Source organism: Synechococcus sp. LTW-R, assembly GCF_014217875.1.
GTDB lineage: Bacteria > Cyanobacteriota > Cyanobacteriia > PCC-6307 > Cyanobiaceae > Vulcanococcus.
This window is the reverse complement of record NZ_CP059060.1, coordinates 1,637,487-1,661,104: the sequence shown is the minus strand read 5'-3', so window position 1 is coordinate 1,661,104 and position 23,618 is coordinate 1,637,487. Positions and strand designations below refer to the sequence as shown.

Genomic DNA, 23,618 nt, shown 5'->3' with positions numbered 1-23,618 from the left:
GCCTTATTCTCTAAGTGCTTGAATACATCTTAGACCTTTACTCAGTACCCAGAACAATATTACGTACTTAGGCAATTCCCACGCTAGCTGCCAAATCAACTCCCTCAATGTTCCGTACATGCCCGCCTGTACATATGTAACTGGAAGCAGTGTTAACAATAGTGTGTCTATGGATCTTCTCTTTCTTCCTGCTTCTAGCCAGAGTCTATCCAAGAACCATATGATCATCCCCATTATTCCCCCACCGGCTAGTACACCAAGCCATCTCTCCCTGCGAAATAGATCAGCAGGTGTAGTTATACAGGGAAACCATGTCTTGTTTTCAACTCCCATCAATCCTTTGGCAATCGATGCACCGTCACCCTTTTCATACTCTTGATCGCTTGCAATCCAGCGTGGTATCCATATCTTCCCTAAATCTTCTAAGCTTAGGTCACTTACTCCATATTTCTTTTCATCCTTTCTTCTCGCTGCCTCAATAATAAAACCATCGCTACAGGCATACATCTCTCTTCCTAGCGCCATGTACCTATAAACGATCCTTTCAGCCTTGACACCCGTAAGCAATGCGCCCAATCTACCTTGTATGTCTCTATGACTTGTTTTTCCCATTGATGCCCCATCTCTATAGGCGGCCATGTAAGGAACAGCAAACCCAAGCAATAATATTAACAAAGCGCTATAAATTATCAATTTCCTCTTCTCTAACCTATTACATATAATTCCAAAAAAGATCATAATCAGTGGATATAGCACCGATCCTCTTCCGCCAGCGATCGATTCCATAACGAGTGGAATTGTCGCAACTACTACAAAGAAGACCTTTAGCATCTTGCTCGAATCTTTCCATGCTAGTGGAAGCAGGAAATAACCTATCTGCCTCAACCTCGCAAACGCTATAAATACAGCCTCCGGTCTAAATATCATCTCTGCCCAATAGCTATAACTGGCACCTCTGTCCATTGAGCCCGTCCAGGCAGAAATACATGAACTTATAAAATACAAGCAGAGAATACTTGTTGTTACGCATCTTATCTGCCCGTACCCATAAACTCTTTTCTTGCTTTTGTTGATCAATTCAAACCATCCCATCTCTTTTACATCTCTCGTTCTTACCTCCTGTCTTTTTACCTTATATCTCTCTAGCAATCCAAACACTGTGCTACCAGCAAGCAGATACCCCGTCCAGATCATTACTGTATCGCTACTGTATAGCCAAGACACCAGATACTGCCTATATTCACCATCTAGAACTAGCTTTTCAGGTGTTAAGCTTACTATAAGGGAACCCATGGCAAACCTTGCCAGTATTCCTATAATAAATATCGCGCTTGGTGCAATTACTGCTAAACCCTTTGCTTCTTTCCTCCTCTTACCTACTACCCAAGCTATCTGTGCAATGCATATTGCAACCAATGACAAGCTTGCTACTATCGCTGCCGGCACTCTCTCTACCTATCCTTCTCTGCGTTCGTTGCCTGCATCTTTAAACCTTTTAGCCAGTTTACCGCACCTGTCCATTGCTTGTCTGTAGCTCTTGTCATCAAGGTGGTTCCTCAATATCTCAATGTCGTTCGAAACACAGCTCCCTATCAGTAACTTCTCACCAGCAATTGACTGAAGCTCTCTGTGGGCTTGTATATCACTTAATATACTTGGAATGCCGACTATCGCTGCCTCCACGACGGCCATATGCAGACCTTCGAAACGAGAACAACCTAAGTAGAATATGTAGTTACTAACATTTATTTTTGCTGCATGATCAAAAGGATTGCTTTTGTATCCATGATGTCTTACCACAGCCCCAGCGCCGTATCTAATGTTTCCTCCTGCTCCATAAACCTCAACCACCACTTCACGACTACTAGAAACTGCATCTATTATTGACAAGTGCCGTAAATAACCTTTGTCTATCAAGCCATTATCCATAACTATAAAGACGATCTTCCTCCCCTCGTTGTCTTTTACCTCTAAATCTCTTGTATCCGCAACCTCCTGTATTCTTGCATATTCAATATCTAGTACTCCAAACCCTTCCTCTTTCGCGGAGTCTCTCGTTGTACGTGATACACATGCAGCTGTACAGCCATTGGTGCTCAAAAACAATCTCATTGCTATTCTTGAGCATATTGACCACTCTTCCGGTGGACTCTGTATATAACCCCTTTTATTCTTACACCATATAAGTGTAGGTATCTCTCGAGGAACAGTTCCCCTTATCTCGTTTCCGGACCACCATGAACTTAAAATGACCTTGATCTTTTTGCGTGTACTGCTTATGTCTATGTATTTGCTAGTCTTACCACTATCTAATGCCGACTGATGACATCTCTTCAAATAGACTGATCCTCCTCTCGACCCATCTTCGCTATCGACCCATATCAGCATATTAACTATCTCTCGCTTTCGGGAACACTTCCTTCGGCCCTTATTACTAACCTAATGGTCTTTAGAAGTATCATTATATCCATTAAGAACCCCGCATTCTTGAGATAATATAAATCATAAGCCAGCTTCGCCCTTGAGTCTTCAAGACTCGCACCATATGGATATGACACTTGAGCCCATCCGCTCAATCCTGGTCGTATCCATTCCCTTGTTCTGTAGTTCGCTATATGCTTTTCAAGCTCCTCTTCTATCTGTGGTCTTTCAGGTCTAGGCCCTATCAGGCTCAGGTCCCCACATACTACGTTCCAAAGTTGCGGGAGTTCGTCGATCCTTGTCTTTCTAATTATTTTACCGACACTAGTAACCCTTACATCTCCTTTCTTTGACCATACTGGCCCGTTTTTTTCCGCGTTAACCCTCATGCTTCGAAGTTTCCATATCTTTATCCGCGTTCCATATATACCAGTTCTTTCTTGCCCGTATAGCACTGGTCCTTTGTCTTCCAGTTTAATTGCACAGGCTGCTAGTGCCACTATCGGAATTGTCGCTATTCCTACAATCAGGCCAGTCAACACATCTCCAATTCTTTTGACCCTCCACCATATTCGACCTGGCTGTACTGCAAATCCATCCTCTAGCAAAAACCATCTTTCGTCAATCAACTCTGACGGTATCCTGTTCAAAGTGTTCTCGCACCAGTCATTCAGACGTAATACTTTTGTTCCCCCCGCTTTCAAGTTGGCCAAGAAGAAGTAGTCAATACTTATTGGTTCTACGTCCTCGCCTATTGCAATATTCGTTCCTGCATACCACGTATCTTTTATTTGTTCTAGGCCGCAAAATGTTAATTGCTCTAGTTCTGATGGCCCCAGTTCCATTCTGAGTACATCTTTTTCTCTCTCAGAGCAAATGATCAGCCACCTTTGCTTTCGTGCATTCTTGCTCATATTCATTAATAATAAGCGCGAGCACACCCCAAGGACAGCAATAATCGTTGCAACCGGAACTACAAACCCACGGAATCTTGTTTGAGCGTCAACTACCTGATAGCTCCAAGAGTGAACGATAAATCCCATCCAGATAATAGATGATGCAATCCCCACCTGTAGTACTGTTTCCCTGAATAATCTTGGCGACGTGCCTCTTGCTTTATTTGAATACCTTCCCAGAATATAACTAGTCATCAGCCAGCAGCATGTAGCGAAAGCCGCTCCATTGCCAGGTATCGACCACATCCCTGTGCGTACCCTCGCAACAGTGCCATATGTAGCCAGAATCATTCCCACGTCTAGAGTCGCCAATAAAAGAGGCAACGCCCTATCCCTAAGCCAAGGTGCTCTCCAATTCATCCTTTTCTCAATCGATCCTCTAAGGCACACTCTATATCGCTCTCTTCCCTGTCCTGATCTTCAATGATCAGCAATATCTGCTTCTCCGGTGCTGAATATCCCGGTGCTCGAACCACGGCCTCGATCACAGGGTCCTGTCCTTCAGCACCGGTACCGTGTTAACCTCAACCAATCACACATGATTCTTGGAATCATGCAGCTGTTTCCACGCATTTGGTCTACGAAGCTGGCAGCACCTCTTCTGAACAGCACTGCCAATTTCACTTCCTACGGCGCTTCAATGTCATTAAAAGCTGCAGCTTCGTAAAATGCAACCAGGTAATTAACACACCGTATCTACCACTCTAAAACTGCGGCATCAAAAACATCTGACTGTTAGGCGCATGTCTTATTGTGATGTCTCCAAAAGCATGTTGATTCTTTTGCTGCTCAACCGTTTATCTGTGTCCCGTATCGGGTCCTTCGGCTAGCAAACTGACCAACATTAAAAAGCCCCTCTTGTGGAGGGGTGATTTACGTGTTTTCCTCTGGTTCAAGCTGAACCCACGCCTGTATAGGCACCATAGAAGAACAGGCCAACAACGAAAATTACAGCCATCCCGCCGGCCGTTGCTACTAGCCACAGAGGCAGCACGCCTTCAGTCCACCGCGACTTCCAAGCAACAGCTGGACGACCGTCAGGAAGGCGATCGGGAATTCTTCCGTCGGGAAGTCCGGATTTCTTGCCGCTCATCTCAGATCCTCCTGATCAGTTGAAGAAGTAGCTGGAGAAAAGAATCCCGCAGGTGAAGACGAACAGCAGGCCCAAGTAGAGGCTGGTGCGGTTCAGTTCAACCGGGAGATTGTTCGGGTTGGGGTTGCGTTCCATTGATCGGGACCTCAGCGGCGGACGAATTGCATTGCCGCTAGGGCTCCCAGGAAGAACACCGTGGGGATGCCAAGGGCGTGAACGGCAAGCCACCGGACCGTGAAGATCGGGTAGTTGCGCGGGGTGGTGCTTGCAGGGACTTGAGTCATGGCTTATTTCAGGCGCTGGTCGAGCGAGGACTTGGCGTCATAGCGCTGACTCACCACAGGTGCCTTGGCGTCTTGAGCCTGGAAGTAAGCATCCGGACGTGGGGTGCCGAAGGCGTCGTAGGCGAGGCCGGTTGACACGAACAGGAAGCCAGCCAGGAAGATCGACGGCAGGGTCACTGCGTGGATCACCCAGTAGCGGATGCTCGTAATGATTTCGAAGAACGGGCGTTCACCCGTAGAGCCGGCGGCCATGGTCTGGAAGCGTTCAGCTTGGCGATCTTAAAGGCAAGCCAGCGGCCAGCGAGATGAGCCCGGCCGCTTGGTTACAGAGCGTTGTTGCTCAACCGATCCAGCGCAGCAGCGAGCCTCGCTCGCCGAGGACAAAGCCCTTGCCATCATGGAAGAAGGCAATGTGGCTGAAGTTGGTCGGCTGCTCTTCACCCACCGGATCCCTCTGCCAGGTTTTGCCCTCGTCTTGGCTCACCAGTAGGGTTCCGCTGCCTCCCCCGGCCCAGATCGCACCGCTCGGATCCCAGGCAATATCGAGGTAGCCATAGCCATTGGTGATGGGCACCACGGGCTTGCCCCATTCGTCGGGTTGCCGGGCGTCGTCGTTGAAGCGCAGCTGCGCGCCCCTGGCCACCATCCAGAGATTTCCATTGGGTTGGAATCCCATTGCCTGCAGGCGCTGGCTGCTTTCCCGTTGGTGGGGTGTCCATCGCGCCTCGCCTTTGTTCCAGGTCGCGAAGAAGTTGCCCAGGCTGCTCACACTGATGTAGTTGCCTTCCGGGCTGCGACGTAGATCGCGGATTGCTCCTGCGGCGTCTTCCACTTGGGCCTGCCAAGAGCTGCCCGCATCAGTGGTGCGGTACACCGCGCCGACATTGGTTGCCAGTTCCGCGCTGTTTCGACCGAGGGCCGTGACCATGTACGGCTCGCCCGGCAGCTTCGTGTCGAGGAACAATCGGCTCCAATTTTGCCCAGCGTCTTCGCTGTGGAGCAGCAGGCCCGGTTGACCGACGATCCACCCTTCGTCTCCCGAGAAGTCAACGCTGATCAGGCGGAAGTTTTCTTCCTCCGGCAGATCCAGGGCCATTTCGGTCCAAGACGCCCCGGCGTCGTTGGTCTCGAGAATCAAGCGGTTGCTGCCGACGAGGAACCCGTGCTGGCCGTTCGTGAAGGCCAGGTCCAGCGGGTTCGACTTTGTGTGGATGTCGACGGCTTCCCACGGACTGGCTTGTGCCGTCGGCAGTGAGGTGCTGACGCAACCAGTCAGCACAATCGCCACCAGGAGTGCGGTCAACGACGAGAGCAGGCGTTTCATCAACTGAGCTCAGCGAAGGGAATAGAGGGAAAGGAAAAAGGCGATCGCCAAGGCAAAGCCGCCAAAGATCAGGACATTCTTCTGTCCAGGCGTCAGCGTGTTCACGCCAAGCCCGTAGCCCAGGTTCTCCTCAAAGCCGCTGGGCTTGTTCCGGGGCCCAATGTCCTTGAAGGCGAGCGTTTTGCTGCGGCAGACCGGGCAGCGAAAAGTGTCCGGGTCGAGAGCGCTGAATGGTGTCCCGGCCTCGATGGCGAGTTTTTTGACGCCCTCATCGGGGTCGTAGACGAAGCCGCAAGCGCGGCACTCGAATCGGTGCGTGTCAGGGTCGTCAGTGGCCTCAACAGCGATCTCGGTGCTCTCTGCTGTTGGTTCTGGCGAATTGAGTTCCTCCGGGAGGGTGTCCTCGCTCATCGGCAGCCACTGATCGGTGACGTGGACTTTAAGAAGGTCGAGACCGGTGAGGCAGCCTCTTCAAGGCCGAGGGTGCTTCTTCTCAGACGTTCTCCCTACTGAGACATCGATTCTCTGAGCTTCCAGCCCGTTCCCAGTCCTGAGAGGTGGATGCCAGACTGCCCTCCAGGTTGGGCCGCTTTCGCCCTGTGTTCGTTCTCTCCGGTTACGACGCCTTCCTCGGCTTCCTGCTGATCGCAGCGGCGGTGCCCGTGCTGGCGCTCGTCACCAACAAGCTCGTCTCCCCAAAGTCACGGGTGGGTGAACGGGATCTCACCTACGAATCGGGCATGGAGCCCATCGGCGGTGCCTGGATTCAGTTCAACATCCGCTACTACATGTTTGCGCTGGTCTTCGTGATTTTCGATGTGGAGACCGTCTTCCTCTATCCCTGGGCAGTGGCCTTTCACCGCTTGGGGCTGCTTGCCTTCATTGAAGCCTTGGTCTTCATCGCCATCCTGGTGGTGGCTTTGGCCTACGCCTGGCGCAAGGGCGCCCTTGAGTGGAGCTGATCTGAGATGACCCCCTCCCCTGTCACATCCGGCATGGCCGAAGCCCTCTCGGTTGCCGCTCTGCGCGATCAACGCGAATCCAGCTGCAACCCTGTTGGGGCTCCAGCAGTCACCTCGGATCTCTCCGAGAACGTCATCCTGACCACCCTCGATGACCTGCACAACTGGGCCCGCCTCAGCAGCCTCTGGCCGCTGCTCTACGGAACAGCCTGCTGCTTCATCGAGTTCGCCGCCCTGATCGGCTCGCGATTCGACTTTGACCGCTTCGGCCTAGTGCCTCGCTCCAGCCCGCGCCAAGCGGATCTGTTGATTGTGGCTGGCACCGTGACCATGAAGATGGCTCCGGCCCTTGTGCGTCTCTACGAGCAGATGCCTGAGCCCAAATACGTGATCGCCATGGGCGCTTGCACGATCACAGGAGGGATGTTTTCGGCGGATTCCACCACAGCGGTGCGCGGCGTTGACAAGCTGATCCCCGTTGATCTGTATCTGCCTGGTTGCCCGCCCCGTCCCGAGGCGATCTTTGACGCGGTGGTCAAGCTGCGTAAGAAGGTCGGCAACGAAGCCCTCTCCGAGCGCGGCAACCTGATGCCGACCCATCGCTACTTCACGGTTGCTCACGAGATGAAGCAGGTCGAGCCAATCGTGGATGGTCGCTATCTCCGTGCTGAAACCCAGCAGGCGGCCCTTCAGGCTGCCGCTGGCCTGCCCGTTGCCGCCTCCGCCAAAGCCTCCATTCCCGCTGAGCAAGCCTGAGATCGATGCCTGAGGACACCGCTGCCGTTACTGCACCCCAGGCTGGCCTGGTCAGCCAGTGGCTCACCAGCCAGGGTTTTGATCACCAGCTGCTCGAGCCCGATCACCTCGGCGTTGAAGTGATTGGCGTTGAGGCGCCCTTTCTTCCTGTGATCGCTGCGGCCTTGAAAGCATCGGGTTTCGATTACCTGCAGGTGCAGGGTGGCTACGACGAGGGCCCTGGAGGCCAGTTGGTGAGCTTCTACCACCTGGTCAAGTTGGCTTGCCTGGCTGATCAGTCCACCGCCTCGCAGCACCTTCCGGCAGACGTCAAGCCTGAGGAGGTTCGCCTCAAGGTCTTCTTGTCCCGTGATGGTGATCTCACGATTCCAAGCCTCTACCCGCTCTATCGAGGCGCTGACTGGCCCGAGCGTGAGACCTTCGACATGTTCGGCATTGGTTTTGAGGGGCACCCTCAACCCAAGCGTCTGTTGATGCCCGAAGACTGGAAGGGATTCCCCTTGCGCAAGGACTACGTCCAGCCGGACTTCTACGAGATGCAGGACGCCTACTGAGGCGTTTGGGTTTTCTCCTTGTCCCGGCGGTGCTTCTTGTAGAAGCGCATCACCGCCAGGCCAACACTGCGGGGGTCATGGCGCAGGGTTGAAGTGGGCCGAGCCCCCTGCAATGGAGCGATGGTGACGTCGTAGCCCTGACTTCGCAGTTTCCGGCTGTCGCATTCCACTGGATCGGCCCCGCGTTGGCGGTAGTACTCCACCAGGCTCGATGTGCCGAGATCCTCTTGGGCAAGCACCGAGGAGAACAGCCGCTGTTGGATCCCCAGGCTGGCCAGCTGCGACTCAATCGCCCGCAGGTGCCCTTCGACATCAAGTCCGTCGGTTTCCCCGGGCTGGGTCATCAGATTGCAGATGTACAGGCGCGGGGCTTTGCTTCGGCTGATCGCCTGCACCAGCTCCGGAACTAGCAGATTCGGCAGCAGCGAGGTGTACAGGCTTCCAGGTCCCAGCACGATCAGATCGGCGTTAGCGATGGCTTCGAGGGCTTTCGGTAGAGCAGGCGGCCGCTCGGGGATGCAGCCCACCCGCACGATCGGACTGGTGGCATGCCCGATCTGGGATTCCCCTTCAATCCGGCGCCCATCGGCCAGTTCCGCCCAGAGCTTCACATCGGCGTTGGTCGCGGGGACAACCGTGCCTTGCACCGCCAGAACCCGGCTGCTGGCGGTAATCGCGCCCTCAAGGCTGCCGGTGATGGCGGTTAGGGCCGAGAGAAAGAGGTTGCCGAAGCTGTGGCCCTCGAGGCCGGTGCCGGCGCGGAAGCGGTACTGAAAGAGTCGGGTCAGCAGCGGTTCTTCTGTGGCCAGGGCCGCCAGGCAGTTGCGGATGTCACCAGGGGGCTGGACCCCGAGCTCGCGGCGCAACACACCTGAGCTGCCGCCGTCATCGGCCACGGTGACGATCGCCGTGAGGTTGCTGCTGTAGCGCTTCAGCCCGCTCAGCAGGGTGGAGAGCCCTGTGCCACCGCCGATGGCCACGATCGAGGGGCCGCGGTTCAGCCGGCTCTTGGCGGCCAGGGCATCCACCAGCAGGGTGTCGCGATCAGGGGCTAGCGCCTGTTGGATCGCCCCAAAGCTCCGGCTTTGCCCGAGCCAGATCAGTCCGCCGCCTACCACTAGCACCAGCGGTCCGGTGATCTCGCGGGGGAGCACGGTGGTGATGTTGGCCAGGGACCAGCGGATGAACTCCAGCAGCCAGTAGATCGGCTGCAGGTCAGCCCAGACCGCGGCCCCAAGAAAAAGCAGAAATAGGCCAACGCCTGAGGTCAGCATCCAACGCTTAACCACGAGCCCCGGCTGCAGCCAGCGGGCGGCGCGCTTGGAGCGGCTGACGAGGTCTTTTTGCCGAAGGTCTCCGTTGCCGACCCAACTTGGGCGCGGTCTCGAACGGTTCCCTCTTCGGTGTCCTCGAGCCGGCATGGAGCCAGGTTACGGAGAAACCGCCAAGATGCCCCTATTCGTGAAGGATCCGGTGCAATCCACCACCCCAGTGGTCCAGATGGATGACGTCAGCGTGCGCTGGGGCCGCAACACGGTGCTGAGCGACGTTGATTTGACCTTGAACGCGGGAGAGCGTTTGGCGGTGGTGGGGCCCTCCGGTGCGGGCAAATCCACGATCCTGCGCCTGCTCTCGGGTTTACTCCTGCCCAGCAGTGGTCGTCTGAAGATCCACGGCGTGCCCCAGACCTACCTGCGGCTGGATCAGCGCAACCCGCCCGATGTGCGCACGGTCTTCCAAAACCCGGCCCTGCTGGCGTCCTTGACAGTGCGCCAGAACGTCGGCTTTTTGCTTGATCGCTTCAGCCGCCTCAACGAGCGGGAGATTCGGCAGCGCGTGGCCGAAGCGCTTGAAGCGGTTGGCCTCTCAGGTACGGAGGATCTCTATCCCGGTGAGCTCAGTGGCGGCATGCAGAAGCGGGTCAGCTTTGCCCGCGCCGTGATCAGTGACCCCAGCCAGCCCGTGGGGAATGTCCCCCTGCTGCTCTTCGATGAACCCACCGCCGGCCTCGATCCGGTGGCCTGCACCCGCATCGAAGACCTGATTGTTCAAACCACCCACATCGCGGGAGGCAGTTCGGTGGTGGTCAGCCACGTGATGAGCACGATCGAGCGCACCTCCGATCGGGTGGTCTTGCTATACGACGGTCTCTTCCGCTGGCAGGGAAGTGTGGAGGACTTTCGGACCACAACCAATCCCTATGTGCTTCAGTTCCGCACGGCTAGTCTCAGCGGACCGATGCAACCCGCGGAGCTCTAAACCCCATGCGCCGCAGTGTTAAAGAAGCGATCGTCGGCTTCACCCTGCTCGCGGCAGTGAGCTCGGCTGGGTTGTTCTGGCTCTGGTTGAAAGGGGTTTCGGTTAGCAACCGCACCTGGCGCTTCCAAGCCAACTTTGCGGATGCCGCTGGCTTGGCTCCCCGCTCGGCGGTGACCTACCGCGGTGTGACCGTTGGTCACGTTCAAGAGGTCACACCGACGGCCACGGCGGTGGAAGTGCAGATCGATATTGATCAACCCAACCTGCAGCTGCCCCAACCCTTGGATGCGCGCGTCGAGGCGGCTTCCCTGCTCGGTGGGGATGCGGTGGTTGCCCTTACCGCACCGATCAAGCCGCTCCCCAAGGGCACGCCGGGCCCAAAGGCGATCAACTGCAACCGTGCGTTGACGGTGTGCAACGGCTCCGTGATTCAGGGCAAGAGTGCCGCGACCTTGAGTCAGGTGACAGCGACATTGCAACAGCTGTTGGATCAGGCGGAGAAGGAGAAGCTGATTCCCAAACTCTCCACGACGATCAGCAGCATCAATACCACGGCGAACGAAGCAACGGCCTTCATGAAGGACGGTCAGGGCTTGATCGACGACCTGCAGACCACCGTTCGCGACGTCAAGCCGACGATCAACAACCTCAACGCGTCCACGGCCCACATCCTCAACTTTGTGCGGGCCCTGGATAACCCGAAGACCCTCAGCGAACTGAAGGGAACGGTCGCCAACCTGGAGGAGCTCACCACCACCCTGGATCGGGTGGGTGGTGACATCGAGAAGCTCACCTCCGACAAGCGCTTCATGGATGGCCTGCGAAGCGTGGCGATTGGCCTCGGCGCCTTCTTTGACGAGGTCTATCCCGAGAAGACTGAAGCACGCCATTGATCAGACCGCGCTGATGGCCTCCATGGCGATCGCGGCGATCGCTTGATCACTGGCCTTGGGCAGTTGGACGTATTTGCCGCCGGCGGAGTCGGCGAGGTCCTTGCCCATGCCGCTGCCAATGAACTTGCGCTCGGTGTCGATCACCAGCAGCTTGATCCCGAGGGAGCGGTACTTGCTGGCGACCTGTTTGACCTCTTCCTTGAGATCCACCGGTTCTTCACCCTCCAGCTGGGGCTGACCGAGGGAGCGGCTCAGGGGAACGTTCCCTCGACCGTCGGTGATCGCCACAACCACCACCTGGCCCAGCTCTCCGGTGGCCATGGCATTGGCACCAACGCGGGCGGCCTGGGAGAGGCCATGGGCGAGTGGCGATCCGCCGCCGCAAGGCATCGACTCCAACCGTCGGCGCGCCGCGGTGATCGAGCGGGTTGGCGGCAGAAGCACTTCAGCGGCTTCCCCGCGGAAAGGGATCAGTGCGACTTCATCCCGGTTTTCGTAGGCCTCGGTGAGTAGGCGAATGACGGCGCCCTTGGCGCTTTGCATCCGGTTGAGGGCCATCGATCCACTGGCATCCACCAGGAAGATCACCAGGGCTCCGGCCTTGCGTTGCAGTTGCTTGGCCCGCAGGTCCCCGTCTTCCACAACGACCTTGCGGTGCGGTTCCCGCTCGCGCCGGGTCTTTTGGTATGGCGCGGCGGCCCGCAGCGTGGCGTCCACGGCGATCCGTTTGACCGGGCCGCGGGGGAGAATCGGCTTGACATAGCGGCCCCGGGAGTCACTGAAGACAACCGCCCGGCTGCCGCTGCCGCCGGTCTTGGCCTTGCCGCCGTTGAAGAGCAGCAGGTCCGGATCGATCGCGATCGCCTCGGGATCGAGCATGAACTCCTCGGGAATCGACGGCGGCGCCTGATCTTCCGGGGTGTCCTCTTCTTCCTGCTCGTCTTCTTGTTCGTTGTCCTCTTCGGGTTCGTCGGGCTCTTGCTCGTTGTTGTTTTCCGGGGGCTCCTCGCCCTGCGGCGGCGGCGGCGGTGGGGGCTCCATCTGTTGCTCGGGATCCTGGGGCGGCAGCTGCATCGCCCGCGGCGCGATCACTAGGCGCACCGCCACTTGAAGGTCTTCGGCTTCGACCTGGTCTCGGCCGCTGAGGGCGGCGTGGGCCCGGGCGACGCGCACGGCGTAGAGCTCGCTGCGGTGACCTTCTACGCCGCCGCGTAGGGCCTCATTCACCAGATAGGCGATTTGCTCTCGGCTGATCTGGACATCCGGCAGCCATTGGCGGGCCAGCAGCAACTGGGTGGAGAGGGCGTCGGTCTCCTCTTGCCAGCGCTGGCGGAAAGCCTCGCTGGATTCGGCGTGGCCGATGGCACTGCGGGTGATCTCGACCCGTTGATCGAGCTCCAGGACCTGATTGGCTGAAAGGGCAATGGCAAAGCGATCCAGCAGGTGATCGCGGATGGCCCCTTCTTCGGGGTTGTAGGTCGCGATCAGCAGGCAGCGACAGGGGTGTGAGAGGCTCAGGCCCTCGCGCTCGACCCGGTTTTCGCCGCTGCCGACGGCAGCCAGGAGCAGGTTGGTGACGTTGTCATCGAGCAAGTTCAGCTCATCGACGTAGAGCACGCCGCGGTGCGCTTCCGCGAGCAGGCCCGGCTGGAAGACCGCGTCACCACTGGCCAGGGAGGCCGTGACATCCACCGAGCCGACCAGACGGTCTTCGGTGATGCCCAGGGGCACCTGAACAAACGGTGCAGGGATGACCTTGGTGGGCAGCAGAGCCTGGCGATCCACGCCGGTGGGGTCTGCGCCCAGTTCCGTCAGTCGGGCCCGTGTGGGGGCATCCCAGTCCTCGGGAGCCTGCGGATCGGTGTTGAGGTCATGGCCGCCGACATCAAGTACGTCGATCGGCGGCAGCAGTGCATGCAGGCCCCGCGCCAGGACGGATTTGCCGGTGCCGCGTCCGCCGGCGATCACCACACCGCCTAGGCCTGGGTCAACGGCGGCCAGCAGCAGGGCAAGCTTCAGGGTGCCGTGGCCGGTGATGGCGGCCAGGGGAAAGGCCCTGGCGGCAGTACCACTTGCAACCATGGAGACGCCGGAAGACTTCGTCGTGGGCGCCAGTCTCGCTGATCAAGGCCTGGCAATTGGGCTCGGGGCCAATTTGCCCAGCGCAGCGGGTGGGCCGATTGAGACCCTGATCGCGTTGCGTCCCCGCTTGAGTGCCGAAATCCAGGCCTGTTTGGGCGAAGTGAGCCTGCGCTGGTCGCCGCTGTTCCGCACGGCTCCCGTCGGTGGCCCACTGAACCAGCCTGATTTCATCAATGCGGTAGTGGTCGTGGATCAGCCACCTGCACCCACCGCGGTGGCGGCGCTTGGGCTATTGCGCCGGCTGCAGGCCTTGGAACTGCACTTTGATCGGGTGCGAGAGGAGCGCTGGGGTCCTCGGACGTTGGATCTCGATCTGCTCTGGTGGGGCGCCTTGCAGCTCCAGAGCCCTGAGTTGGAGCTGCCCCATCCCCGTTGGAGCGAGAGGGCGTTTGTCCTTGCTCCGTTGGCGTCTCTCGACGCAGGCTTTCAGTCCCAGCTCGACGAGGTCTTGGCTGGTGAGCAGCAGCCACCGCTACTGATGCCCCCTAGGGGTGGATGGGCTGAGTAGATGCAACTGCAATGCTTGATTGCATCGGTTGTTGACCTAGCCCCATGGCGCCATTGCCCGCTCCAGAGCCCGCTCGCCAGCTTGAGACCACGGCCAGCCTCGATGTCCGCAAGCTGCGTTTTGAGGTCAATCGGATGGAGCTGCCTATGGGTGTTGTTGGGACTTTTGGGATGGTGAAGCATCCTGGTGCGTCCCTTGCGGTGCCGGTGCTTGCTGATGGCCGGGTCGTGGTTCTGCGCCAGTACCGCTTTGCGGTGGCGACACGGCTGCTGGAGTTCCCGGCCGGCACCCTGGATCCAGGAGAGACCCCACTCAGCACGATGCAGCGGGAGCTGCAAGAGGAAGCCGGTTATTCCGCGACCCGTTGGGATGCACTGGGGGCACTGTTGCCCTGTCCGGGCTACTCAGATGAGGTCATTCACCTTTTTTTAGCCCGTGAACTCACGGAACTGAGCGAGCGGCCACCAGGAGATGACGATGAGGACCTGGAGGTCGTCTTTATGAAGCCGGCGGAACTCGACCGGCTGATTGCCAGCGGGAACGAGTACCTCGACGGCAAGAGCGTTACCGCTTGGTTCAGAGCTAAACAGTTTTTATTGGGAAACTGAAAGGGCAAGCCTTCACCATGCAAGTTTCACGATTGCCGCAGAGGAACACTTCAGAAATTCAGGGAAGAAATCCATCCGTGCGTATTTTATTGCCTAGTCTTTACTTCTCCATGCTGAATGCAGTCAATAAAGCAATCTTGTTTTTAGCCAGGCTTTCTTTCCATCCTTTACGGAGATCAGATGTCGTCATTTTTGATAAGGAATGCTCAGAAGAGCTTATCCTCAATGAACTAAAGCCTTATTCAGTATTTGTGCTAGACACAAGGGGGGGGATCTATTATGTAATTCCGGTTTTTCTTGGGCTGTTAAGCGCCTTAAGGGGGAGGGAAAAGTTTAGATTGGCTTACTATGGACATTGCATTGCACTGATCAAGCCATCTGTTGTCATCACACTTATAGACAACAATGCTGAGTTCTACGCCCTGAAGAGGATGTATCCAGCGGCCAAATATTGCTTTGTCCAGAATGGCAGAAGAAGCTTCAACAATGACATATTTAGCGCTCTTCATGCGACAAGGGAATCAGGGTACGAGCTGGACAGAATGTTTGTCTTTGCAAATCCTGTTGGCGATTTATATAAAACATACGTCAGCGGTACTTATGAATCTATTGGCTCCTATCGATTAAATCAACGCTCGCGATCTCTACTACCACTATCTGACATTACTAAAGGTATTCTCTACATATCGAATTGGAGGAAAAAAAGCAGTCTTTATTTCTGCCGCTCGAGCGATGGGACCTTGATCACGCATGATGACTTTTTTAAGGCAAACGCTTTACTCTTTGAGCATCTCACCGAATGGTGTTCATGTAATGGAGTGCAGCTGACCACTCTCTCTTCTCAAAGGTGTAAATTGAGAGCTAATCATGAGCAAAAATTTTACGATAAGCATTGTCATCCAGATTTCAACTATGAATTCTTAGTACTAAGAGATACAGACTCGCCATACGATATACTAGCTAATTATAGCTGTATAGTTGGGGTTGATTCAACGCTGTGCTTAGAGTCTCTCAGGATGGGATACAAAACAGTATTTTATCACTGCAGAGGGAGTCTACTGGGTTGGCCTGATTGGAATTATGGTTGGCCGTCTGTTCAACCTGAAAACTCTGGCGCCTTCTGGACAAATTCATCAGACAAAGAAGAATTCTTGAATATCCTTCAGCATATATACAACATGCCATTACACGACTGGAAAGAATTGCTTAACCAATCAGAAATCTCTAATGCAATCGAACTGGATCATGGCAATAGCAAGTTGATTTTATATTTAAATCAAGAGATTTGCCCATAAGTCTTAAATTCAGGATTAATACCAGATCCGACACATCGAATGATGCCCTTGTCAGTTGATTCGTAACTAATGTCTCCACAGGCTGGTCTATCAAGTAGTTCAGACCCCGAAGGTAGAGAAGCTAGAAAATCAATATTGTTGAATATAGACTTGAAGAAGGCTTTTTTAAAATAATATGTGTGCGGCACATCCACCTTTCCAAGTTGAGCCCCATTCATTGGGGACATTCCATCCGGAACCTCAATAAAAAATAAAGTCTGCATAGAAGAGACCTTTCTAAAATCAATAAGAGTTTCTTCTATGTCATGGACATGCTCTAGGGAGTGACTGGCATAGAAAATATCTACTGATCGCCCGTCTCGCTCTATATATTCTCGAATAGAGTTATAAGCAGAATACTTTTCAGAGAATAAGCAATCACCATCACCTGAAGGCTCTATGTTAATGACCTCAAAGCCAGTCAAACGCATTAGCTTAGAGATCCCAGCATGTCCAGCCCCAAAATTTAAAAATATGCGATTTGTTAGCTTCTCATTGAATAATGTAATATAACCTCGAATCAAATTAAAGTGCAATAAATCTCGATTGGTCATAGCAGGTTTTTTGTCTCCCCTAAAAGCTTGCCAATACAGGCTCGAGTAATATTGATCGAGTTCGTCTGCTTTAGGAAGAGGATCGAGTCTAAAAAAGAGACCTGACTCATCTTCAATAACTCTACGATGATTAAATACTCTATCAGCAAATCTCTGATGGGCTTTTTGGCGAAGAAATGATGCGAATTTTCTTGTGAGGAAGCTCATGCAGATCGCTTTTAGTCTTAGTTTAAAAACTATACCGTCCCGCTAGGACGGCTGTGCTAATGTTGAGCATCGCAAGTTTTAAGAGTGAGTCAAGACTGGTTTAATCCCGAAAAGCTGACCATTATTGCAGAAGTTGGCCTTAACCACAATGGCTCTATCTCAAGCGCCATTGAGTTGGCAGAAGTTGCAAAAGAAGCGGGCTGTGATTCAGTCAAGTTCCAGCTGAGATCACCAAGTACTTTCTTGAATATCAAAGGTCATAGAGACATAGGATCCGAGATTGTAGATGAATATATAAAAAAGACATTCATAGACTTTTCTGGATATGAAAAGATTTGGAGAGAATGTACTATGATGGATATTCATGTATTTTTCTCAGTCTGGGATCTGGACTCACTCAGATTTGCAGAATCTCTAGGTGTTGACTCTTATAAAATAGGTTCTGGTGATATGAGAAATACATTATTGCTTGAAGAAGTTTTCAAAACAAGAAAGCCTTTTCTTATATCGACTGGAATGTCTTCAGAAGATGAGGTGGATGATCTGATCAATCGCCTTGGTAAAACGGATTCTGAATACGGAATATTCCACTGCCACTCTGCTTATCCTGCACCAGACCATCATCTCAACCTTTCATACATTAATCGTTTAAAAACAAAATGTCGCTGCCCTATTGGCTATTCAAGTCATGACCTTGGTTCGACAGCCAGCTTGGTAGCAGTTTCTCTAGGGGCAACTATTCTGGAAAAGCACATAACACTTGATCGTAATTCTTATGGAAACGACCACTCGGTAAGCCTTGAACCTAGCGAATTAATCCAATATGTATCCGAGTGCCAAAGAGCTTTTCAAATGCTTGGCAGTGAACAGCCTCGAACGATTGGCCCTGGTGAAAAGTTTAATAAGATCTCTTTGACTAAGTCTATTATTGCCAAGTCCGATATTCCAGCCGGTTCAGTCTTAACTCCATCATTACTTGACTTTTATCCTTCAGGCGAAGGCTTGTCTCCAGAATCCTTCTCAAAATATATGCATAAAAAAACTGTCTCGCCACTAAGTGCAGGTCAGCTGATTACACGTTCAATATTTGTGCCGGAAGAAGATTCCAGTGATCTATCAGAACTGATGAGTGGTCGCCTGATTGGCTTCCCAGTTAGATATCGAGACATTACCCCTCTCTCCAAGTCTATACCATCTTCATATCTTGAAATCCATATGTCATATCGAGACGTCTTTGCTGATATACCCCGAGAAATTGAAACCATCATACAGGACAATCGGATTGGTTTTCATGCTCCAGATATATACGAAGATAATCTGATATTTGATCCATTTTCACACGATAAAGACCTGGCCCTTCGTTCGACAGATAGCTTCAAAATACTCCTAGATCACTTGAAAAACTTTCATCAGCAATATCGACTTTCCTACCCACTCAATCTGGTGGTTAGTTTTTCATCTTACACTGAATACTCGCACGACGCATCTAAGGCTAAATTGTATCCACAAATAAATGATTTTATTGATAAATGCATATCAGAATATCCGTCTATTTCCATACTTCCTCAATCCCTTCCCGCGTTAGCTTGGTACCTTGGGGGACAGCGCTACGTGAATACTTTTGCGCATCCGAAGGAAATTCTTGAGTTTGCTCGAGAGTATAATAAAAAGATTTGCCTTGATTTGTCGCACCTAATGATGGCATGTAACTTTTACGGCGTCTCTTTCGAAACATACTCAGATTTGCTCGCTGACCATGCAGGCCATTATCATTTAGCTGGGGCTAGTGGAATTGATGACGAGGGCCTAAACCTTGTTCATACCAAAAGAATGCATCCGTTTCTGTCTTCACTTCTTAAGCATAAGTTGTCAGGTAATTCTGCAATCGTCGAGACGTGGCAGGGTCATCTAGATCAAGGAGCTGGATTTAAGAAAGATTTGCTATTTCTCGCATCACTTGTGAATAGCTAATGAAGATCATAGTCTTCGGTGCTTCTGGGCAAGATGGACGCCTTCTAGTTGAAATCTTATCTCAGGATACAAACTTTGAAGTTGTTGCAGTTTCACGTTCAGCTACACAGCGAGGATTCGGGCGGCAGCGAAATATAAGCTACATTCAGCATGCTGACTACTCAGTTGAGGGAATTACTCGTTTGTTCGACTGTGAAGCTCCAGATGTAGTCTTTAATCTGATTGGGCAAAGTTCTGTCGGTCGTTCATTTTTTGCAAAGCAAGAAACTTTCATTGCCAACTTTACAGTTCCAAAAAACATTTGTGAGGCTTTGCTCCGTTTTCCTGGATCGTATTTCTTTCATGCATCTTCCGCCTACATCTTTGACTGTTCGACATCAATTGGGCCAAATTCAAAGCTATCGGCTGTAAGTCCTTATGCGCTGTCTAAGCTTCAGATTTATTCTCACATACGACAGCTGCATGCGCTGACGGGTAGATGTTCTATATTGCACCTCTTTAATCATATCTCTGAATTTTCTGACCAACGCTTTCTTTTCCCAAAAATTGTTAGATCATTCCTGAAGTCTCCACTTGAGCATGTCAACATCAACGTCGATTCTGCTTTGCCAGTCCGAAATTGGGGCTTTTCAATAGATTATATGAACTCAGTCAAGCAGATTCTCATGATGAATCACGATCAGAGGCGACCAGAGTATTTTATTGGTTCAAATCTACACCTTTCTGTCTGTGAAGTTCTTGAATTGACTTCTGCTCAACTGGGCAAGACGTATTCTCTGCATTCGGCCAATGCTGAATTGAGGCCTCATGACCCTCCTCGAGTTGAAATGAAGCAGAGCCTTCTGTTGGATCAGGGCATAAAGCTACCTCTGTACGAAAAGCATTCTTTTATAAGCGATGCAATTGACTTGTTTTCATCTTGTGCTTAAGATAAGAGCTGCATTCATAACATCTTGGAATTTGCTGTCCTCATACCTTTGCGTGGCGGATCCAAAGGAATACCGAGGAAAAATCTTAAGCCTATGGCTCTCAAGCCCTTATGCTTCTGGTCTATTGAAGCCGCTCTGGAGCTTGAGGTACCGGTTTATATATCTACAGAAGACCCAGAGATTAAAGAAACTATAGCAAACAGTTATCAAAGTGTATTGTTTGTTGACCGGCCAAGTCGATTGGCGCAGGACAGTTCTTCTACCGAAGATGTGATTGATCACTTTTTTAGTGTTGTAAGTCCTTCAAACATACTCTTGATTCAGGCGACTTCTCCGTTGACTCGTGGTGCGCACCTTTCTGAAGCAATCAAACTATTCAAGGAAAATAATCGAAGGCCGCTGGTCTCATGCGTTCGAAAGCATCAGTTTTTGTGGGGAGAGGATGGTAGGCCTATTAATTACAATCCAGAAGCGCGACCGCGCCGTCAGGACTGGGATGGTTGCTTGATTGAGAACGGAGCTTTTTATATATTCTCAAGAGAAGCATATCTTCTTCATCGTTGTAGATGTGCACCTCCTGTCACTCTCTACGAGATGTCCAGTATTCATGGTATTGAGGTTGATGATCTTACCGACTGGAACCTTGTCGAGTCTTTGCTGCATTTGCGTCTCGGTCAAATTTCGTGACCCTCTATCGTTTCCGGGCTAACTGTCCTCATTTTGTTTGATTGATGGCACCGGAGCGTTGGCTGTTTTGGCATCGCCGCGATTTGCGCCTGGCCGACAACCTCGGCTTGGCGGCAGCGGCTGCAGCCACCCCTGCGGTCACCGGGGTGTTTGTGCTGGATCCGGCGATCCTCTCGGCCGCCGATATGGCGCCAGCTCGGGTCTGGTTTCTGCTCGAGAGCCTGAATGAACTCATGGCCAATTGGCGCAAGGCCGGTAGTGAGTTGCTGCTGCTTCGAGGGGATCCTGCGGAGGTATTGCCACAGTTGGCCGAGGCGATCGGTGCTGGTGTCGTCGCCTGGAACCGTGATGTGGAGCCGTACGGGCGTGAACGCGATCGACGGGTGGCTGCGGCGCTTCAGGCGCAGGGGCAAAAGGTCCTGGTGGACTGGGATCAGCTCCTGGTTGCTCCGGAGGCCCTCAAGACGGGCGGCGGAGATCCGTACAAGGTGTACGGACCGTTCAAGCGCAATTGGTTTGGCCAGGTTGAGCGCAGGGCAGCGGCTGGAGAGTTAGCGCTGCGGCCCGCTCCCCAGGGACTGTTAGCCCATGGGGCCGAGCTGCCAGAGCGACTGCCACTGCTCCGAGACCTGCCGTCTCTCGAGTCCCTTGGCAAAACCTTTCCCGGAGTTGATCTCTGCCCCTGTCGCCCGGGTGAGGTCGCGGCAGCTCAGCAACTCCAAACCTTCTGTGATGGCGGCCCGTTGTTGTCCTATGAGCCCGGCCGGAACATGCCGGGAGAGGCTGGGACGTCAGGCCTCTCGGCAGCCTTGAAGTTCGGGACCCTCAGTCCCCGTCAGGCCTGGGATGCCGCTCAGCAAGCCAAGGCGTTGGTCCGCAGCGATGAGCAGCGCGAGTCGATTCAGGTGTGGGAGCAGGAGTTGGCGTGGCGCGAGTTCTACCAACAAGCGCTGTTCCATTTCCCGGAGCTCGCCGACGGTCCGTACCGGCCCCAGTGGAAGTTGTTCCCCTGGGAAAACGCGCCTGAGCGCTATCAGGCTTGGTGCGATGGGCTGACGGGTATGCCAATCATTGATGCCGCGATGCGACAGCTCAACGAGAGCGGTTGGATGCACAACCGCTGCCGGATGATCGTCGCCTCTTATTTGGTGAAGGACCTCATCTGCGATTGGCGCCTGGGCGAGACCACTTTCATGGCCCGCCTCGTCGATGGGGATCTTGCGGCCAACAATGGTGGTTGGCAGTGGAGTGCCAGCAGCGGGATGGATCCCAAGCCCTTGCGGATCTTCAACCCAGCAACTCAGGCCAGCAAGTTCGACCCACAAGGCGTTTATATCCGCAGTTGGCTACCGGAGCTCAAGCATGTCAACACCAAGGACTTGCTGAGCGGTGAGATCAGCCCAATAGAGCGTCGCGGCTATCCGAGATTGATAGTTAATCACAAAATCCAGCAGAGACGATTCAAGGAGATATACTCAACAATTGGATAGTCTGTAGTCAGCTTTAATAAAGCATGCGATTGGTCTTTTCGGATCAAGAAAGCCCTAGTATTCTTTTCAGCATATTTTCGGTTTCTGCCTCCGGTTTTCCTTTTATTAATCACTCTTCTTGGTTCTTCTGATTGGCTTGCTGGAAGAAGCTTTTGGTTTAACAACGATCATTTAGCGCCTTTTGATTATTTAGTCCATTTATCTGCTGGGCGTCTTTCGTGGTCCGAGATTACTCATGCTCGCATTCCGAGCGTTTGGCCTGATTATTTGAGTGCATTTATTTCAAGACTGGGTAGCGAATCAACCCTTTATCCTTTCTCTCTGTACTATTCCTTTCAGGTTCTCCTGTGTGTGTCGGGGCTCTTATCTTAGTTGCTTTAATCTCTTCTCGCAGGCAAGCTGCCTCGCTTACTGTATTTAGTTTGGTCGCCTTATCTCTCTTATTGGCTTTTCCGTGGTATCGAGAAATCTTTTATGCCGTTGGCCTGCCTGCAAGGCATGGTGGAAATCTCTTAAATGTTCTTTCATGCTTCATCTTGATATTTATACTTTCATGTCATGCCCGAAAAAAGAAGCATTCACTCATCATCATCTCTGCTCTTTTCTACTTATCAATGATCTAATCATTTAGTAATAGGTTGCATTTTTTGCAGGCCAGTATCCCATTGCTTTTTCTTGCCTGCCTGCTAGCTTTTGCCTATGAATATAAGTCTGACTATTTAAAGAAAAGTTCAAGATTATCTTGCGGCACTCTCTCTGTATTCTTAGGTTCGCTGATCGGGTATGCTCAATATTACTTGAGTTTTCACCAGTGCGAAGACGTCGCATCAGCTCTGTCTTTTAATGGCATATTCTCGGCCTATTCAAATTAATGGGGGGAATTATTGGCTCAGCCTTTTGTGTTGCTCATGGCGGCAGGTCTCTGTTTTTCGATCGTGGGATTGGTTAGTGTTTTGTCCTCCAGATGCCTGTTCTTGCATTCAAGCCAAGACCGTTTGGTCTTGGTGCAGATTTGCCTAATCGATGACTGCACACTGTTTCTAATTGGCTCTTCAATGGTAATCAATGCATCATTGTATATGTTTCTTCCTGAAAACCTTTTTGATAGGAGCCTGTGGCGATGCTTGTTGGTGCCTGCCTATTTTCTCCCGGTTGGAATATCTATAATTCTTTCTTGCATCGTAGGTTTTTCGCGTCGCCTTGAAGGCGCCGAGCAATTCAATCTTGGCCTTGGTCTAGATAGCCTTAAAGCTAGGACTTGTTCGGGATGGCCAAGGGCTTTGGGCCTTGGGCTTTTGCTATCGGCTTTAGCGGCAATATTAATGACGTTTGTCATGGTTGTGGGGAGGGTCGACAGGGCTTTTTCTTTTGCTTATTACAATCAGGTATCTTGTCTAGAAAAGCTACTGAAAGCAAATAGGCTTTCTGGCAAACTTGGATACGTTGCAGATCCCCCTTGGGAGAGCAGGCGTATTGAGGCTCTTTCGTCTGGCCGGGTGAAGGCTTTGTCGATTTCAGCGAACGGAAATCCGAGGATCTTCCCGCATTCGCGTTTCCAATTTATTAATCCTCGATTTAGGGCTTATGCTGTTAATCCATGGCCTGAGCATATAGAGGCTCCCGGATGGGTGCTGGCTTCGCCTAAAGACTTTGACCGTATGGTCCAATTTCTTTGGTGACCCTGAA

The 23,618-nt window shown here is 52.7% G+C and carries 25 protein-coding genes; 13 read left to right on the top strand and 12 right to left on the bottom strand.

Translation table 11 applies throughout. The features are described 5' to 3' along the window. Nucleotides 1-3 precede the first annotated feature (3 nt). From H0O22_RS09435 to H0O22_RS09395, 9 genes are all read right to left on the bottom strand, one after another. A complete protein-coding gene (locus tag H0O22_RS09435) occupies nucleotides 4-1,422 on the bottom strand; it encodes a hypothetical protein (RefSeq protein ID WP_185186415.1) in 1,419 nt (472 codons plus the stop codon). A 33-nt stretch (nucleotides 1,423-1,455) separates the two neighbouring features. Then, a complete protein-coding gene (locus tag H0O22_RS09430) occupies nucleotides 1,456-2,388 on the bottom strand; it encodes a hypothetical protein (RefSeq protein WP_185186414.1) in 933 nt (310 codons plus the stop codon). Between the two features lie 5 nt (nucleotides 2,389-2,393). Continuing rightward, entirely contained in the window at nucleotides 2,394-3,737 is a 1,344-nt protein-coding gene (locus tag H0O22_RS09425; RefSeq protein WP_185186413.1) for a sugar transferase, read from the bottom strand. Nucleotides 3,738-4,269: 532 nt separating this feature from the next. After that, the gene (locus tag H0O22_RS09420) at nucleotides 4,270-4,470 is read right to left on the bottom strand and encodes a photosystem II reaction center protein J (RefSeq protein WP_185186412.1); all 201 of its coding nucleotides are present in this window, start codon (nucleotides 4,468-4,470) and stop codon (nucleotides 4,270-4,272) included. A gap of 15 nt (nucleotides 4,471-4,485) precedes the next feature. Continuing rightward, nucleotides 4,486-4,605, bottom strand: a complete 120-nt coding sequence (locus H0O22_RS09415; RefSeq protein ID WP_185186411.1) for a photosystem II reaction center protein L — start codon at nucleotides 4,603-4,605, stop codon at nucleotides 4,486-4,488. 11 nt (nucleotides 4,606-4,616) lie between these two features. Continuing rightward, nucleotides 4,617-4,754 (bottom strand): cytochrome b559 subunit beta, encoded by a 138-nt coding sequence (gene psbF, locus H0O22_RS09410; RefSeq protein WP_010314382.1) that lies wholly within the window; start codon nucleotides 4,752-4,754, stop codon nucleotides 4,617-4,619. A 3-nt stretch (nucleotides 4,755-4,757) separates the two neighbouring features. Next, on the bottom strand, nucleotides 4,758-5,006 hold the full coding sequence (psbE, locus tag H0O22_RS09405) for a cytochrome b559 subunit alpha (RefSeq protein WP_185186410.1): 249 nt from the start codon (nucleotides 5,004-5,006) through the stop codon (nucleotides 4,758-4,760). Nucleotides 5,007-5,094: 88 nt separating this feature from the next. Continuing rightward, a complete protein-coding gene (locus tag H0O22_RS09400; RefSeq protein ID WP_185186409.1) occupies nucleotides 5,095-6,078 on the bottom strand; it encodes a photosynthesis system II assembly factor Ycf48 in 984 nt (327 codons plus the stop codon). Nucleotides 6,079-6,087: 9 nt separating this feature from the next. Further along, nucleotides 6,088-6,489: a rubredoxin gene (locus H0O22_RS09395; RefSeq protein ID WP_185186408.1), complete on the bottom strand. Its 402-nt coding sequence runs from the start codon at nucleotides 6,487-6,489 to the stop codon at nucleotides 6,088-6,090. A 188-nt stretch (nucleotides 6,490-6,677) separates the two neighbouring features. On the opposite strand from H0O22_RS09395, the gene ndhC reads away from it, so the two are divergent. From ndhC to H0O22_RS09380, 3 genes are read left to right on the top strand one after another with little or no spacing between them, the layout of a single operon-like run. Continuing rightward, nucleotides 6,678-7,040 carry a photosynthetic/respiratory NAD(P)H-quinone oxidoreductase subunit C gene (gene ndhC, locus H0O22_RS09390; protein WP_185188387.1) on the top strand — a complete coding sequence of 121 codons (363 nt, stop codon included), beginning with the start codon at nucleotides 6,678-6,680 and terminating at the stop codon, nucleotides 7,038-7,040. A 33-nt stretch (nucleotides 7,041-7,073) separates the two neighbouring features. After that, complete coding sequence (nuoB, locus tag H0O22_RS09385; RefSeq protein WP_185188386.1) at nucleotides 7,074-7,796, top strand: NADH-quinone oxidoreductase subunit NuoB; 723 nt, start codon at nucleotides 7,074-7,076, stop codon at nucleotides 7,794-7,796. Between the two features lie 5 nt (nucleotides 7,797-7,801). Then, nucleotides 7,802-8,350, top strand: a complete 549-nt coding sequence (locus tag H0O22_RS09380) for an NAD(P)H-quinone oxidoreductase subunit J (RefSeq protein WP_185186407.1) — start codon at nucleotides 7,802-7,804, stop codon at nucleotides 8,348-8,350. On the opposite strand, the gene yvcK is transcribed toward H0O22_RS09380, so the two are convergent. Beyond that, nucleotides 8,344-9,771, bottom strand: a complete 1,428-nt coding sequence (gene yvcK / locus H0O22_RS09375) for a gluconeogenesis factor YvcK family protein (RefSeq protein ID WP_185186406.1) — start codon at nucleotides 9,769-9,771, stop codon at nucleotides 8,344-8,346. The two genes, H0O22_RS09380 and yvcK, sit on opposite strands and share 7 nt — an antisense overlap. A gap of 28 nt (nucleotides 9,772-9,799) precedes the next feature. Between yvcK and H0O22_RS09370 the strand changes: the two genes are divergently transcribed. After that, on the top strand, nucleotides 9,800-10,609 hold the full coding sequence (locus H0O22_RS09370; RefSeq protein WP_185188385.1) for an ABC transporter ATP-binding protein: 810 nt from the start codon (nucleotides 9,800-9,802) through the stop codon (nucleotides 10,607-10,609). Nucleotides 10,610-10,614: 5 nt separating this feature from the next. Continuing rightward, a complete protein-coding gene (locus tag H0O22_RS09365) occupies nucleotides 10,615-11,502 on the top strand; it encodes an MlaD family protein (protein WP_185186405.1) in 888 nt (295 codons plus the stop codon). Here H0O22_RS09365 and bchD read toward each other — a convergent pair whose 3' ends face one another. Beyond that, a complete protein-coding gene (gene bchD / locus H0O22_RS09360; protein ID WP_185186404.1) occupies nucleotides 11,503-13,584 on the bottom strand; it encodes a magnesium chelatase ATPase subunit D in 2,082 nt (693 codons plus the stop codon). On the opposite strand from bchD, the gene folK reads away from it, so the two are divergent. Genes folK through H0O22_RS09345 form a run of 3 tightly spaced genes read left to right on the top strand, consistent with a single transcriptional unit; the run spans nucleotide 13,583 to nucleotide 16,055 of the window. Beyond that, on the top strand, nucleotides 13,583-14,152 hold the full coding sequence (gene folK, locus H0O22_RS09355; RefSeq protein ID WP_185186403.1) for a 2-amino-4-hydroxy-6-hydroxymethyldihydropteridine diphosphokinase: 570 nt from the start codon (nucleotides 13,583-13,585) through the stop codon (nucleotides 14,150-14,152). The genes bchD and folK overlap by 2 nt on opposite strands. 44 nt (nucleotides 14,153-14,196) lie before the next feature. After that, the gene (locus tag H0O22_RS09350) at nucleotides 14,197-14,760 is read left to right on the top strand and encodes an NUDIX domain-containing protein (RefSeq protein WP_185186402.1); all 564 of its coding nucleotides are present in this window, start codon (nucleotides 14,197-14,199) and stop codon (nucleotides 14,758-14,760) included. A 17-nt stretch (nucleotides 14,761-14,777) separates the two neighbouring features. Further along, the gene (locus H0O22_RS09345; protein WP_185186401.1) at nucleotides 14,778-16,055 is read left to right on the top strand and encodes an LA_1612 family putative O-antigen biosynthesis protein; all 1,278 of its coding nucleotides are present in this window, start codon (nucleotides 14,778-14,780) and stop codon (nucleotides 16,053-16,055) included. Here H0O22_RS09345 and H0O22_RS09340 read toward each other — a convergent pair. Further along, nucleotides 16,037-16,855, bottom strand: coding sequence for a methyltransferase domain-containing protein (locus H0O22_RS09340; protein WP_185186400.1), 819 nt, complete (start codon nucleotides 16,853-16,855; stop codon nucleotides 16,037-16,039). The genes H0O22_RS09345 and H0O22_RS09340 overlap by 19 nt on opposite strands. A gap of 84 nt (nucleotides 16,856-16,939) precedes the next feature. Between H0O22_RS09340 and H0O22_RS09335 the strand changes: the two genes are divergently transcribed. From H0O22_RS09335 to H0O22_RS09315, 5 genes are all read left to right on the top strand, one after another. Further along, entirely contained in the window at nucleotides 16,940-18,826 is a 1,887-nt protein-coding gene (locus tag H0O22_RS09335) for an N-acetylneuraminate synthase family protein (protein WP_185186399.1), read from the top strand. Further along, complete coding sequence (locus tag H0O22_RS09330) at nucleotides 18,826-19,755, top strand: NAD-dependent epimerase/dehydratase family protein (RefSeq protein ID WP_185186398.1); 930 nt, start codon at nucleotides 18,826-18,828, stop codon at nucleotides 19,753-19,755. The genes H0O22_RS09335 and H0O22_RS09330 overlap by 1 nt, the downstream gene beginning before the upstream one ends. 93 nt (nucleotides 19,756-19,848) lie before the next feature. After that, nucleotides 19,849-20,442, top strand: coding sequence for an acylneuraminate cytidylyltransferase family protein (locus H0O22_RS09325; protein ID WP_255439255.1), 594 nt, complete (start codon nucleotides 19,849-19,851; stop codon nucleotides 20,440-20,442). A 44-nt stretch (nucleotides 20,443-20,486) separates the two neighbouring features. Continuing rightward, complete coding sequence (locus H0O22_RS09320; RefSeq protein ID WP_185186396.1) at nucleotides 20,487-21,932, top strand: FAD-binding domain-containing protein; 1,446 nt, start codon at nucleotides 20,487-20,489, stop codon at nucleotides 21,930-21,932. 908 nt (nucleotides 21,933-22,840) lie between these two features. After that, the gene (locus H0O22_RS09315) at nucleotides 22,841-23,611 is read left to right on the top strand and encodes a hypothetical protein (RefSeq protein ID WP_185186395.1); all 771 of its coding nucleotides are present in this window, start codon (nucleotides 22,841-22,843) and stop codon (nucleotides 23,609-23,611) included. Nucleotides 23,612-23,618 lie beyond the last annotated feature (7 nt).